Source organism: Symbiobacterium ostreiconchae, from assembly GCF_055396975.1.
The window spans coordinates 440,832-454,642 of the sequence record NZ_AP042454.1 but is presented as its reverse complement, the minus strand read 5'-3'; the positions used below and the strand labels follow the sequence as shown (position 1 = coordinate 454,642).

Below are 13,811 nucleotides of genomic sequence, written 5' to 3'. Positions count from 1 at the left end.
ACACCTCCTCGCGGCGCCGGATGCGGGCTCCGCCTATATGACCCACCGCGGGCCGCGTTTGGTTCTGATTTCAGAGACGCCCGTGGGACGATTTGCGCAGGCGCTGCGCGATTTCCTCGAGCTGCAGGATGTGGTGCACCGCGTGGCCCCCCTGCTGCCGGAGCAGGTCGCGCACGCGGGCCGTGTAGCCGCTGGGCCAGACGACGGTGTGCTCCAGGCCGTCCGGCAGGTGGGACAGAGCCTCCAGCACCCAGGCCCGGGCGGCGGCGAACAGCGCGATCGCCGGCTCCACCGCCCGCCGGTCGCCGGCCAGCCCCCGCATCCACTCGTCGTTGTCCCAGATGGTGGGGGCGATGCGCGTCCCCGGCAGCGCCAGGGCGATGCGCAGGATGTGGAAGGTTTCGGCGTCGGCGTCGACGATGTGGTGGACGATCTGGCGCGCCGTCCACTTGCCCGGGGCCCGCGCCGCCTCCAGCCCCTCCTCGCCCAGGCGCGCGACGGCTTCGGCCAGGCGGGCGGGACCGGACCGGTACAGGTCCAGGATCTCGGCGTCGGTGACGGGAAGCTCCTCCCAGAACGCGAGCACGTAACCCTCGGGGTCGGGCAGCAGCATCTGCCGGTAGCCGGGATAGGTCACGGCTGGCCCCTCCGGGAGGAAGCCCGCGCTCCGCAGCCGCTCTGCCAGTTCGGGCAGGTCCCGGCGGTGCAGGTACACCCACGCCCCGGGGCCGGCCGCCGGCGCGGCGAGCGAAGGGGGCGGCTCCGTTCCGGCGCGCTGCAGGATCAACGTCTCGCCCTCCGGCGCGGTGACCCGCGCCGTATGGGGTCCGGCCTCCGCGGCGCGGAACCCGGGGAGCCGGTCGTAAAAGGCGGCGGCGCGCGCCAGATCCTGCACGCGCAGCAGGGCCTGGGGCGGCCGGACTTGCGTCTTGGACACGGCAGCATCACCTCGATGATCGCTTCTCCCGCGGCGGCGCAAGTCCTGCCATAGATCCGGCCGATATGAGGCAAACTGGATGCGAGCGGTTTTGGCCAAAAGGCTATTGCAGTAACACCTGATCTGATATACTGTTACCTGGAATGATTCTGACTGCCGGGAGGTGAACGCCATGACCCTGAGCGGGCAGCCGGTTGCTGAGGAGCGTCACGAAGATCCGTTCACGGCGGGCCTGCGCGCCGCGGGACTGAAGCTGACGGCGCAGCGTACCGCCATCTGCACTGCCCTGGCCGGCATGGCGGGAAAGAAGCATCCGACCGTGCAGGAGATTTTCGAGGAGGCCCGCAAGCACCACCCCGGCGTCAGCCTCGCCACGGTGTACAACACCCTGGCCGTTCTGAAGGAGCGGGGGCTGCTGTATGAGCTGGGCCCCGACGCGGCCGGCGCCGTCCATTACGAGCTGGACGTCGATACACACGTCAACGTCGTCTGCATCCGCTGCAAGCAGGTGCTCGACCTGCACCACATCTCCACCGGGCTCGAGGAAGTGGTCGAGGCGGAGACCGGCTTCCAGCTGGTCGGCGCCCAAATGCTGTACTACGGCATCTGCCCCGACTGTGCCCGGGACGGCGTCGCCGACTGATTCGATCCCGAATCCCGCGTTCTCTCGCCGCGGCTGAGGCCGCGGCGTTTTTTCTGTCCGGGCCGCGGATCCCCCTTGCGCGCCTGCCCGTCCTAAGTTAGAATGGTTCTAGATTAGAATCGTTCTAAACAGGAGGTGGCTCGGTGTGCAGGCGGGTTTGGCCCTGATGGACGAAGAGCTGCGGCCGCTGGTGCGGGCGACCGTGCTCAGCGGTGTCTTCCTTGCGCTCGGGTGGATGTGGGAGTGGCTGGCACCGGGCCTGGCGAACTGGGCGGCCGCGGCCTATGCGGCCGCATACGTCTTCGGCGGCTACCTGCGGGTCCGGGACGGGCTGGCCGCGCTGCGGCAGGGCAGCCTGAACATCGACATGCTGATGGTGCTGGGCGCAGCGGGCGCCGCGGTCCTGGGCCGCTGGAGCGAGGGCGCCGTGCTGATCTTCCTCTTCGCCCTCTCCAACGCGCTGGAGGAGTACGCCTCGGGCCGCACCCGGCGGGCGATTGAGGCCCTGATCACGCTGCGCCCGGACGAGGCCCTGGTGCGTACGCCCGACGGCGGCGAACGGCCGGTACCCCTGGAGCAGGTGCGGGTGGGCGACCTCGTGGTCGTGCGGCCGGCGGAGCGGCTCGGCGTGGACGGGGTGGTGGTGGACGGGCGCTCCGCCGTCGACCAGGCGGCTATCACGGGGGAGTCGGTCCCCGTCGCCAAGGAGCCCGGTTCCCCGGTGTACGCGGGGAGCGTGAACACGACGGGCACCCTGCTGGTCCGGGTGACGAAGCCCGCGACCGACTCCACCCTGGCCCGGGTGATCCGGCTGGTGGAGGAGGCGCAGGAGCACAAGGCGCGCGCGCAGCGCGCCGTCGACTGGATCGACCGCTACTATACCCTGGTCGTCGTGGCGGTGGCCCTGCTGACGTGGACGCTGCCGCCGATCGCGGCGGGATGGGCCTGGTCCGACAGCTTCTACCTGGCGATGCAGCTGCTGGTGGTCATGTCCCCGTGCGCGCTGGTGATCGCCACGCCGGCGGCCCTGCTCTCCGGCATCGCCGCCGGCGCCCGGAAGGGCGTCCTGTTCAAGGGGGGCATCCACCTGGAGCGGGCCGGGGCCGTCCGGGTCGTCGCCTTCGACAAGACCGGCACCCTGACCGAAGGCCGGCCGGAGCTCACCTCGGTCATCCCGGCCGCCGGGGTGCCGGAGGCGGAGCTGCTCCGCCTGGCGGCGGCGGCCGAGCTACACTCGGGCCACCCGCTGGGGCAGGCCATCGTCGCCGCGGCCCGGCGGCGGCTGGGCGATCTGCCGCAGCCCGAGCAGGTGGAGGAACGGCCGGGACTGGGCGTCTCCGCCCGGGTGGAGGGCCGTCGGGTCCTGGTGGGCAGCCGGCGGCTGATGGACGGGAGCGGGGACGGCTGGCTGGACCGGCTGGCGGCGGAGGTGGAGGCGCAGGGCGAGACCGCCGTGCTGGTCATGGCCGACGGCCGGCCGCTGGGCGTGCTGGGCATCGCCGACCGGATCCGGCCCCAGGCCCGGGCGGTCATCGCGGCCCTGCGGGCGCAGGGCGTGGAGCGGGTCGTCATGCTGACCGGCGACAACGAGCGGGTGGCGGCCGCGGTGGCGGCGGAAGCCGGCGTGGACGCGTACCGGGCGAACCTGCTGCCCGCCGACAAGCTGAGGGCGATCGAGGAGCTGGAGCGCGCGTACGGCCCGGTGGCGATGGTGGGCGACGGCATCAACGATGCCCCGGCTCTGGCGCGGGCCGCCCTGGGCATCGCCATGGGCGGCGCCGGGAACGACGCGGCGCTGGAGAGCGCCGACGTGGTGCTGATGTCCGACGACCTCGCGCGGCTGACGGACGTCTTCCGGCTGGGCCGCCTGGCCCGGAAGGTGGTCGCCCAGAACCTGGTCTTCGCCGTCGGCGTCATCGCCGTGCTGGTGACGCTGAGCCTCATGGGCGGCCTCACCCTTCCGCTGGCGGTGGTGGGGCACGAGGGCTCCACGATTCTGGTGGCGGTGAACGGCCTGCGGCTGCTCCTGGCCGGCCGCCGCGGGGCCGTCCCGGCGCCGGTGCGGGGGCTGCAGACGCCCGCCCGGGGGTACCAATACTGAGGTGCAGGAGACGGGAGGCGCTGCCGCACGCGGCGCCTCCCGAAATCCTTTCTCCCCCTATTGCATACTTATTCACATACGGGTATAATCATGCACCAAGAGAACCCGGGGGAAGCGGGCGAAGACGAGGAGGCGCCGACCAATGGCGAAGAAGAAGTGCGTACTGGCTTATTCAGGCGGGCTGGATACTTCGGTGGCGATCCACTGGATCAAGGAGAACTACGACGCCGACGTCGTGGCGCTCACGGTGGATGTGGGCGCCAACGACAAGGATCTGGAGTTCATCCGGCAGAAGGCGCTCTCCATCGGGGCCGTGAAGTGCGTGGTCCACGACGCCAAGAAGGAGTTCGCCTACGACTTCATCCTGCCGACGCTGCAGGCCAACGCCTGCTACGAGTCCAAGTACTACCTCTCCGCGGCGCTGTCCAGGCCGCTGATCTCCAAGCTGCTGGTGCAGGTCGCCGAGGAGGAGGGGGCGGAGCTGGTCGCCCACGGCTGCACAGGCAAGGGCAACGACCAGGTGCGGTTCGACGTCTCCGTGGCCGCCCTCAATCCGAACCTGCAGGTGATCGCGCCGGTGCGGGAGTGGGGCTGGAGCCGGGAGGAGGAGATCGACTACGCCCAGAAGCACGGCATTCCCATCCCCGTCGGCCGGGAGAACCCCTTCTCCATCGACGTGAACCTGTGGGGCCGCTCCTGCGAGGCGGGCGTGCTGGAAGATCCGTGGGTGGAGCCGCCCGAGGAGGCTTTCGAGTGGACCGTCAACCCCAAGGACGCGCCCGATGAGCCCGAGTACGTGGAGATCGGCTTCGAGCAGGGCGTGCCGGTGTCGCTGAACGGCGAGGCGCTGGACCTGGTGACGCTGATCGAGCGGCTTCACACCATCGCCGGCCGGCACGGCGTGGGCCGCATCGACCACGTGGAGAACCGGCTGGTGGGCATCAAGTCCCGGGAGGTCTACGAGATGCCGGCGGCGGCGGTGCTCACCCTGGCGCACAAGGAGCTGGAGACCATCACCCTGCCCCGGGAGCTGCACCACTTCAAGCTGGGGCTGGAGCAGAAGTACGCCGAGCTGGTCTACTTCGGCCTCTGGTTCCACCCGCTGAAGGAGGCCCTGGACGCCTTTATCCAGAAGTCGCAGGAGACCGTGACCGGCAAGGTGCGGGTGAAGCTCTTCAAGGGCTCGGCCTTCTGCGTGGGCCGCACCTCGCCCTACACCCTGTACTCTTACGATCTCGCCACCTACGACAAGGCCGACAAGTTCGACCACCAGGCGGCGAAGGGCTTCATCGACATCTTCGGTCTGCCCACCCGGGTCTTCGCCGCTGTTCAGAAGGAGAACGCCTGAGAGACATAAAGAGACGTGCTGGTGTGCGCCGCCCCTCCGGGGGCGGCGTCTCCGCGCGGCCGGGCAGGAAAGCGCGGAGCGGGAACGAACTGGAAAACGATGGACGGTCGCGACGGTGAGAGGGGGGAGGTCCGGTGGCCCGCGTCTACTACAGGCTCGTGCTCACCGTGCTCTGCGCGCTGGCGGCCTATGTGGCGCCGGTCTACACCCTGCGCTACCCCTACCACCTCCCCTACTTCGGCGGCGGGCTGGTGGCGGCCCTGCTGGCCTGGGCCTTCCTGCAGATGGCCATCCTGCTGGAGCCGGAGGTGAAGCCCGGCGTGCAGTTCATCGTCGGCGCCGGGTTTGCCGTCGTCTCCTGGGCGCACATCTCCATGGTGGCCCTCATGATCATCATCCCGCAGGTGCTCCGGGCCGGACGGCTGCTGGACACCTTCGACCCCATCTGGATCCTGGGCGGCCTCTCGCCGCTGGTGGTGCCGGCGGCGGCGCTCGCCCTCCGCATTTCCGGCCGGCCTTTCCTCCCCGCGCTGGCCTCCGCCCTCTTCCGCTTCTCGGTGCCGCTGGGCTTCCTGAGCCTGCTGCCCCGGTGGCTCCACCTGCCCAAGCAGTTCCGGTGGCTCTTCCTGTTCACCGGCGTGATGTTCCTGGTGCTGGACGGGCTCGGCTTCGATCCGCGCCCGAGGCGCCGCGGGCCCGTGTAGCCTATGTGTGTCATGGGCTTCCGACGAACAGACCATACCAAATGAGATCATGCAAATGGGACATACTGGGCAATTGACCGACATTTTTCTTACGGATAACCTGAATGTAGACAACTGAAAGTGAATAACGGGGCCAGCGGCGGGAGAGTCTTCCCTTGTGGGAAGCGCCGAAGGAGCAAGCGGGGATTCGGTCGGACTCCCCGTGAAACTCTCAGGCACCAGGACCGTCGCCCGGCGCGAGCGATGCGCCCCCCACCCTCTGGAGAGCCGCCCTGCGCGGCACCGAAGGAGCAAGGCCTCCCGCACGGCCAAACTCTCAGGTCGAGGAGACAGAGGAACGACCAGCTCACTGGCCGTTCCTTTTTTCACAAGCGGCGCCAACATCGTTCTCGGGAGGGGTACCCATGGCTGAGCGCTACGATCTCGTCATCATCGGCGGCGGCCCGGCAGGGCTGGCGGCTGCGGTTTACGGCGCGCGCGCCCGGATGTCCACCCTGCTCATCGAAAAGGGACGGCCAGGCGGCCAGGCGGCATCGACCGAGGAGGTCGAGAACTACCCCGGCGCCGGCCGCACCACCGGACCCGGGCTGATGACCCAGTTCCGCGAGCACGCGGAGTCCCTGGGCGCCAGGATTGTCCGCGGCGACGTCTGCTCGGTGGAGCTGGAGGGCCCCATTAAGACCATCCGCACCAAGAAGGGCGAGACGTACGAGGCCCGGGCGGTCATCCTCTGCCCCGGCGCCGAGCCCCGCATGCTGGGCGTCAAGGGCGAGGGCAAGTTCCGCGGCAAGGGCGTCTCGTACTGCGCCACGTGCGACGCCGATTTCTTCACCGACCTGGACGTGGTGGTGGTGGGCAACGGTGACGCTGCCGTGGAGGAGGCCATCTACCTCACCCGCTTCGCCAACAGCGTGACCCTCATCTGCATCCATCCCGAGGGCATCATGGACGCCAACAAGGCCAGCCAGGAGCGGCTCTTCGCCACGCCCAAGATCAAGGTGATCTGGCAGACCGTGGTCGAGGAGATCATCGGCGAGGGGCACGTTGAGAAGGTCGCGCTGCGCCACCTGGGCACCGGGGAGCGGACGGAGCTGCCCTGCGACGGCGTGTTCATCTTCGTGGGCACCACCCCGCGGACCGACTTCCTCCGGGGCACCGGGGTCGACCTGGACAGCCGCGGGTACATCATCGCCGACCCGGACACGATGGAGACGAGCGTACCCGGCGTCTTCGCCGCCGGCGACGCTCGCCGCAAGTGGCTCCGGCAGATCGTCACGGCTGCAGCCGACGGCGCCATCGCCGCCTGCGCGGCTGAGAAGTTCCTGGCGGAGGAGGAGCAGGTCCACCGGGAGATCCTCTCCCCCGAGGAGCCCGTGGTGGCGGTCTTCTGGAGCCCGGCCAACCCCCTGTCGCTGCAGGTGCTGCAGGAGGCCGAGCGCGTCGTCGGCCGGCTGGGCGGACAGGTGCGGCTGGCCCGCATCGACTGCTACAAGTCGTCGCGCGCGGCGGCCCGTCTGGGCGTATTCGACGTGCCCGCGGTGCGCATCTTCCACAAGGGCATCCCCCTGGCCACGCTGACGGAGGATTTCAACCACCTGGAAGACTGGGTGGTCGGACATATCCCTGCCAGGATCTGAGGAGGTGAACGAAGCATGCTGGAGGTCAACAAGGACAACTTCGAGCAGGAGGTGCTGCAGGCTTCCGGGCCGGTGGCGGTCGACTGGTGGAGCCCCAAGTGCGATCCGTGCATGGAGCTTCTGCCGGAGGTGGAGCGGCTGGCCGAGATCTACGGCGACCGGGTCAAGTTCGTCAAGGTGAATGTGCTGGAGAACCGGCGGCTGGCGATCAGCCAGCGGGTGCTGGGGCTGCCGACCTTCCTCTTCTTCCGCGACGGGCAGAAGGTGGCGGAGCTGGCCGGCCCCGAGGACTGCACGGTGGAGGCCATCGAAGCAGAGCTGAAGCGGCTGGTGTGAGGAGGTCAGTAGCGATGAGGCTGGAGTTGGGCCGCATCTTCATTCGCGATGTACAGTTCGGCGGCGCCACCCGGGTGGAGGACGGCGTCCTCACGGTCAATCGGGAGGAGCTCGTGAGCCTGCTGCTGGAAGACGAACGCCTCACGGCCGTGGAGCTGGATATCGCCCGCCCCGGTGAATCGGTGCGGATTATCCCGGTCAAGGACGTCATCGAGCCGCGGGTCAAGGTCTCGGGCCCGGGCGGGGTCTTCCCCGGTTTCATCGGCAAGGTGGAAACCGTGGGCGAGGGCCGGACCCACGTGCTCAAGGGCTGCGCGGTGGTCACCACCGGCAAGATCGTCGGCTTCCAGGAGGGGCTGATCGACATGTCGGGGCCGGGGGCGGAGTACACGCCGTTTTCGCAGCTCATCAACCTGACGGTGCACTGCACCCCCCGGGAGGGGCTGACCCAGCACGAGCATGAGGCGGCGCTGCGCCTGGCCGGGCTGAAGGCCGCCGCCTACCTGGGCGAGGCGGGGCGCAGCGTGGAGCCGGACGAGATCGTCACCTACGAGCACCTGCCGCTGCCGGAGGCGGTCGCCCGCTACCCGGGCCTGCCGAAGGTGGTCTACGTCTACATGCTCCAGTCCCAGGGACTCCTGCACGACACCTACGTCTACGGCGTGGATGCCAAGCGGATCCTGCCGACGCTGATCTCCCCGACCGAGGTCTTCGACGGCGCGATCGTCAGCGGCAACTGCGTGTCCGCCTGCGACAAGAACACCACGTACCACCACCAGAACTCGCCGGTGATCGAGGACCTGTACGCCCGGCACGGCAAGGACCTGAACTTCATCGGCGTGGTCATCACCAACGAGAACGTGACCCTGGCGGACAAGGAGCGGTCCTCCAGCTACACCGCGAAGCTGGTGCAGATGCTCGGGGCCGACGGCGCGATCGTCAGCGAGGAGGGGTTCGGCAACCCCGACACCGACCTGATGATGAACTGCCGGAAGCTGGAAGAGAAGGGCATCAAGACGGTGCTGATCACCGACGAGTACGCGGGCCGCGACGGCGCGTCGCAGTCGCTGGCCGACGCCACGCCGCACGCCGACGCGGTGGTGACGGCCGGCAACGCCAACGCCGTGATCGTCCTGCCGCCCATGGAGAAGGTGATCGGCTACCCCGAGCAGGTGAACGTCATCGCCGGCGGCTGGGACGGGTCGCTCCGGCCCGACGGGTCCATCGAGGCCGAGATCCAGGTGATCACCGGCGCGACCAACGAGCTGGGCTTCTCCCGGCTGTCCGCGCGCACGATCTAGGGCCGCACGATGCAAGGTGTTCCGCCGCACGGGCGCAGGCGCGGCCGGCGGCGATGCCACGACTGTCTGCAAAGGAAGTGAGAGCATGCAGCTGAAAGGGAAGAAGGCGATCATCCTCGGCGACCGGGACGGCATCCCGGGTCCCGCGCTGGAGGCCTGCATCCGCAGCGCCGGCGCCGAGGTGGTCTTCGCCTCCACCGAGTGCTTCGTCTGAACGAGCGCAGGGGCCATGGACATGGAGAACCAGCGCCGGGTCAAGGAGCTGGCTGAGAAGTATCCGAAGGAGGACCTCGTGGTCATCCTGGGCGGCGCCGAGGCCGAGGCCTCGGGGCTGGCGGCGGAGACGGTCAGCAACGGCGACCCTGCCTGGGCCGGTCCACTGGCCGGAGTCCAGTTGGGACTCAAGGCTTACCACATCTTCGAGCCCGAGATCAAGGAGCAGGTCGATCCCGCCGTCTACGAGGAGCAGGTCTCCCTGATGGAGATGGTGCTCGACGTGGACGCGATCGTCCAGGAGGTCCGGTCGATCCGCGAGCAGTACGCCGCCTGGTAAGGGGGGTCACATGTGCGGATTGTGCATTATCTGAACCAGTTCTTCGGGGGCATAGGCGGCGAGGAGCACGCCGGCCACAGGCCGGAGGTGCGCCCCGGCCCGGTGGGGCCCGGCCTGGCCCTGAAGGGGGCCCTGGGCGGCACCGCGGAGATCGTGGCCACCGTGATCTGCGGCGACTCCTGGTTCAACGAGAACCTGGAGGAGGCCAAGGCGACTGTGCTGGAGCTCATCCGGCAGCAAGAGCCCGACCTGGTGGTCGCCGGCCCGGCCTTCAACGCCGGCCGCTACGGCATGGCCTGTGGGGCCGTGGCCGAGGTGGTCAGCAAGGAACTCGGGATCCCCGTGGTCACGGGCATGTACAAGGAAAACCCCGGCGTCGAGGTCTACCGCCGCTACGCCTGGATCGTGGAGACCGGCAACTCCGCGGCCTCCATGCGGACGGCCATCCCGGCCATGGCCGCTGTCGTGAAGCGGCTGGCGGCGGGGCTGGAGCCCGAGCCGGGCACGTATCTGGAGCGGGGCCTGCGGGTGAACACGTTCGCGGCGGAGCGGGGCTCCGCACGGGCGGTGGAGATGCTGGTGCGGAAGCTGAAGGGCGAGCCCTTCACCACCGAATACCCCATGCCCTCCTTCGACCGGGTGCCCCCGAACCCGCCGGTCAGGGACCTGAGCAAGGCGACGATCGCCCTGGTCACCTCCGGCGGCATCGTGCCGAAGGGCAACCCCGATCACATCGAATCCTCCTCGGCCTCCAAGTACGGCAAGTACTACCTGGGGGACGTTGACGACCTCACGGCCGAGACGCACCAGACCGCCCACGGCGGTTACGATCCCACGTACGCGAACGACGACGCGGACCGGGTGCTGCCCGTGGACGTGATGCGGGAGCTGGAGCGGGAAGGCGTCATCGGCAAGCTGCACGACTACTGGTACGCCACCGTGGGCAACGGCACCTCGGTGGCCAACGCCCGGGCTTACGCCCAGGCGATCGCCGAGGACCTGAAGAAGTACGAGGTGGATGCCGTCATCCTCACCTCCACCTGAGGGACCTGTACTCGTTGCGGAGCAACGATGGTGAAGGAGATCGAGCGGGCCGGCATCCCCGTCGTTCACGTCTGCACCGTGGTGCCGATTTCGCTGACCGTGGGCGCCAACCGCATCGTCCCGGCGGTGGCCATCCCCCACCCGCTGGGCAATCCGGCGCTGCCGCCGGATGAGGAGCGGGCCCTGCGCCGCCGGCTGGTGATGAAGGCGCTGCATGCGCTCGCCACCCCGGTGGACGGCCAGACGGTGTTTGAGTAAGACCCGAGGGGGCGTCGTGGTGCACGGCGCCCCTTCCGTGCCGGGGGGCAGCCTCCCTGGGCCGCGCAGCACGCCGTCCGCGCCGCGTCAGGGATCTCTCCCCCGCAGCCCGGGGGTCAGGCGCCCGAGCGCGCCCGGCGCTGCGCCCCGGCACGCGCCGAAGAGGAGTGATGCGCATGACCGAGCCTGTCATCCGGGGAACCGCCTACTGCCTGATCCACGCCCCGAACCTGCTGGTGCACTACGGCACCACACCGGCGATGGAGCGGCGGCTGCACCCCGACAGCCCCTACCTCGCCAAGCTGCCCCAGCACCTGCGCAGCTACGAGGACGCGGTGGCCTACCCGCCGAACCAGGCCTACCTGGGCCGCATCCGGCCCGACGACCTGGCCCGGATCCCCCGCCCCTGGTACCAGCATCCGCTGGAGGGGGCGGAGCGGGAGGCCCGCTACGGCGAGATCATGCCGGAGGAGGAGTTCCTGGCCCTCCTCAGGCTGGTCGACGCGTTTGACCTCGTGCGGCTGGAGGCCGGCTTCGCCGCCGAGATGGCCGGGCGGCTGGCCGCACATCCCCTGTGGGCCGCCGAGGCCGCACGCCTGGGACCGGGCGCCGGCCTGGACGAGCTGCAGCGGCTGCTGCAGGAGCAGGCGGCTCCGCTCTACCTGGGCGACCGCCTGGTGGGGGTCGTCCGCCGGGCCCACGAGCACGACGAGACCCTCTCCAGCCACGTGATGCTGGAGAACCTGGTCACCAAGGCCTCTGCCGTGCTGGGGCTGAAGCACCTGTTCGCCAAGACCGGCGTAAGGCCGGAGGAGATTGAGTATATCATTGAGTGCTCCGAAGAGGCATGCGGCGACATGAACCAGCGGGGCGGCGGCAACTTCGCCAAGGCCATCGGCGAGATGGCCGGCTGTGTGAACGCCACCGGCTCCGATACCCGCTCCTTCTGCGCGGGTCCGACCCACGCGCTCATCGAGGCGGCGGCCCTGATCAAGTCCGGCGTCTTCAGGCATGTGGTGGTGCTGGCGGGCGGCACGCCGGCCAAGCTGGGGCTCAACTCCCGGGACCATGTGGCGAAGGGGCTGCCGGTCCTGGAGGACGTCATCGGCACCTTCGCGATCCACCTGTCGGCTGACGACTACGTGAGCCCCCGGGTGCGGCTGGACGTGGTGGGCCGTCACCGGATCGGTTCCGGCTCCTCGCCCCAGGCGGTGATGGAGGCGCTGGTCACAGAGCCGCTGGAGCGCGCCGGGCTGAAGCTCTCCGACGTGGACCGCTACGGTGTGGAGATGCAGAACCCCGAGCTCACCGAGCCCGCGGGGGCCGGCGACGTGCCCCAGTCCAACTACAAGATGATCGCCGCGCTGGCGGTCAAGCGGGGCGAGATCGCCCGGACGGACCTGCCCGCCTTCGTCGCCGCCCACGGCATGCCGGGGTTTGCGCCGACACAGGGGCACATCCCCTCCGGCGTGCCGGTCATCGGGCCGGCGTGCGACGCGATCGCCGCCGGCGAGATCCAGCGGGCGATGATCATCGGCAAGGGGTCGCTCTTCCTGGGCCGCATGACCAACCTGTTCGACGGCGTGTCCGTGCTGCTGGAGCGGAACCCGGGCCGTCCGGCCGATGAAGCCGGGGATGGGGCGTTCGCCGCCGAGGCCGGCGGGGCAGGCGCCGGTGCGGCGGTCGCCCGGCCCGCCCGCCCGGTGGTGGGCATCACGCTGCACGGCAGCGAGCTGGGCGAGGAGGAGGTGCTGCGCGGCGCCGAGCAGGCCCAGCGGCAGTGGCCCGACATCGAGGTCGTGGTGATCGGCCGGCCCGCCCGCGAGACCCTCGTGCGCTGGGTGGAGGCGGGCGACGGCTGCATGGCCGACGAGCACCAGGCGATGGAGCGGATGCTGGCCTCGGGCGAGCTGTCCGCGGCGGTCACGCTGCACTACGCGTTCCCCATCGGCGTCGCCACGGTGGGCCGGGTCGTCACCCCCGCCCGCGGCCGGGAGATGCTGATCGCGTGCACCACCGGCTCGGCGGCGGCCGACCGGGTGGAGGCGATGGTGCGCTCGGCCATCGGCGGGATCGCCGTCGCCCGGACGCTGGGGATCCCGGAGCCTGCGGTGGGCATCCTGAACGTGGACGGGGCACGCCAGGCGGAGCGGATCCTGGAGGCGCTGCGCCAGGGCGGCTACCCGCTCCGGTGGGCGGCTTCCGGCCGGGCGGACGGCGGCGCCCTCATGCGGGGCAACGACGTGCTCACCGGCGAGCCCGACGTGCTGGTGACCGACAGCCTGACGGGCAACCTGCTGATGAAGCTGCTCTCGGCGCAGTCCACCGGCGGCAGCTACGAGGCGACGGGCTACGGCTACGGCCCGGGCGTCGGCCCGGAGCAGAAGCAGATCGTGCACATCATCAGCCGGGCGTCCGGCGCGCCGGTGATCGCCGGGGCGATCCGGTACGCGGCGGACATGGCCCGGGGCGGGCTGCCCGGGGTGGTCGCGGACGAGTACGCGCGGGCCCGGGAAGCCGGGCTGGAGCGGCTGCTGGCGGAGCGGCGGGCCGGCCGTGCGCCGGGGATGGGTGCCGCTGGCGGGCAGCCCGATGCGGCCAAGCCCGATCCGGCCGCGCTGATGGCCGGCGAACCGGATGGCGGCCGCAGCGCGCCGGCAGAGGTGGCGCCGCCGCCGGAGAAGGTGGCGACGGCGGAGATCCCGGGCGTGGAGATCCTGGAACTGGATGAGGCGGTGGCCTGCCTCTGGCGCCGGGGCATCTACGCCAGGTCCGGCATGGGCTGCACGGGCCCGGTGGTGCTCGTCGCCGACGAGGACCTGGAGGCCGCCCGGGCAGCGCTGAAGGAAGCCGGGTTCCTGGGATAGGGCCGGGCAGAGGAGTTCTCCCGCCGCCGCCGAACACAAGTAGGGTCACGGGGGTTTTCTGAACCCCGATCTGCGAAGGAGG

At 70.1% G+C, this 13,811-nt stretch carries 11 protein-coding genes and 2 riboswitches; of the genes, 10 read left to right on the top strand and 1 reads right to left on the bottom strand.

Annotation, left to right across the window (positions count from 1 at the left end):
• Positions 1-70: 70 nt before the first annotated feature.
• Positions 71-937, bottom strand: a complete 867-nt coding sequence (locus ACZ5UM_RS02100; protein ID WP_464846725.1) for a DinB family protein — start codon at positions 935-937, stop codon at positions 71-73.
• Between the two features lie 172 nt (positions 938-1,109).
• Between ACZ5UM_RS02100 and ACZ5UM_RS02095 the strand changes: the two genes are divergently transcribed.
• The 10 genes from ACZ5UM_RS02095 (at position 1,110) to grdC (ending at position 13,729) form a co-directional block, all read left to right on the top strand.
• Positions 1,110-1,580 (top strand): Fur family transcriptional regulator, encoded by a 471-nt coding sequence (locus ACZ5UM_RS02095; protein ID WP_464846724.1) that lies wholly within the window; start codon positions 1,110-1,112, stop codon positions 1,578-1,580.
• 145 nt (positions 1,581-1,725) lie between these two features.
• Positions 1,726-3,681, top strand: coding sequence for a heavy metal translocating P-type ATPase (locus tag ACZ5UM_RS02090; RefSeq protein ID WP_464846723.1), 1,956 nt, complete (start codon positions 1,726-1,728; stop codon positions 3,679-3,681).
• Positions 3,682-3,823: 142 nt separating this feature from the next.
• Positions 3,824-5,029 (top strand): argininosuccinate synthase, encoded by a 1,206-nt coding sequence (locus ACZ5UM_RS02085; protein WP_464846722.1) that lies wholly within the window; start codon positions 3,824-3,826, stop codon positions 5,027-5,029.
• A gap of 134 nt (positions 5,030-5,163) precedes the next feature.
• Positions 5,164-5,733 (top strand): hypothetical protein, encoded by a 570-nt coding sequence (locus ACZ5UM_RS02080; RefSeq protein WP_464846720.1) that lies wholly within the window; start codon positions 5,164-5,166, stop codon positions 5,731-5,733.
• A gap of 130 nt (positions 5,734-5,863) precedes the next feature.
• Positions 5,864-5,970: riboswitch (glycine riboswitch) on the top strand.
• A 12-nt stretch (positions 5,971-5,982) separates the two neighbouring features.
• Positions 5,983-6,076: riboswitch (glycine riboswitch) on the top strand.
• 61 nt (positions 6,077-6,137) lie between these two features.
• Positions 6,138-7,370, top strand: coding sequence for a thioredoxin-disulfide reductase (trxB, locus tag ACZ5UM_RS02075; protein ID WP_464846718.1), 1,233 nt, complete (start codon positions 6,138-6,140; stop codon positions 7,368-7,370).
• 15 nt (positions 7,371-7,385) lie between these two features.
• Complete coding sequence (trxA, locus tag ACZ5UM_RS02070) at positions 7,386-7,706, top strand: thioredoxin TrxA (RefSeq protein WP_464846717.1); 321 nt, start codon at positions 7,386-7,388, stop codon at positions 7,704-7,706.
• A gap of 14 nt (positions 7,707-7,720) precedes the next feature.
• Positions 7,721-9,007, top strand: a complete 1,287-nt coding sequence (locus ACZ5UM_RS02065; RefSeq protein WP_464846716.1) for a glycine/sarcosine/betaine reductase component B subunit — start codon at positions 7,721-7,723, stop codon at positions 9,005-9,007.
• An 85-nt stretch (positions 9,008-9,092) separates the two neighbouring features.
• Entirely contained in the window at positions 9,093-9,560 is a 468-nt protein-coding gene (gene grdA / locus ACZ5UM_RS02060; RefSeq protein ID WP_464846714.1) for a glycine/sarcosine/betaine reductase complex selenoprotein A, read from the top strand.
• Between the two features lie 12 nt (positions 9,561-9,572).
• Entirely contained in the window at positions 9,573-10,862 is a 1,290-nt protein-coding gene (gene grdB / locus ACZ5UM_RS02055; protein ID WP_464846712.1) for a glycine reductase complex selenoprotein B, read from the top strand.
• A 176-nt stretch (positions 10,863-11,038) separates the two neighbouring features.
• On the top strand, positions 11,039-13,729 hold the full coding sequence (grdC, locus tag ACZ5UM_RS02050) for a glycine/sarcosine/betaine reductase complex component C subunit beta (protein ID WP_464846711.1): 2,691 nt from the start codon (positions 11,039-11,041) through the stop codon (positions 13,727-13,729).
• Positions 13,730-13,811: the final 82 nt, after the last annotated feature.

Bases quoted from the DNA above. Each gene is read 5' to 3' on its own strand.
- ACZ5UM_RS02095 (WP_464846724.1), top strand. From the start codon at position 1,110: ATGACCCTGAGCGGGCAGCCGGTTGCTGAGGAGCGTCACGAAGATCCG.
- ACZ5UM_RS02085 (WP_464846722.1), top strand. From the start codon at position 3,824: ATGGCGAAGAAGAAGTGCGTACTGGCTTATTCAGGCGGGCTGGATACT.
- trxB (WP_464846718.1), top strand. From the start codon at position 6,138: ATGGCTGAGCGCTACGATCTCGTCATCATCGGCGGCGGCCCGGCAGGG.
- trxA (WP_464846717.1), top strand. From the start codon at position 7,386: ATGCTGGAGGTCAACAAGGACAACTTCGAGCAGGAGGTGCTGCAGGCT.
- ACZ5UM_RS02065 (WP_464846716.1), top strand. From the start codon at position 7,721: ATGAGGCTGGAGTTGGGCCGCATCTTCATTCGCGATGTACAGTTCGGC.
- grdC (WP_464846711.1), top strand. From the start codon at position 11,039: ATGACCGAGCCTGTCATCCGGGGAACCGCCTACTGCCTGATCCACGCC.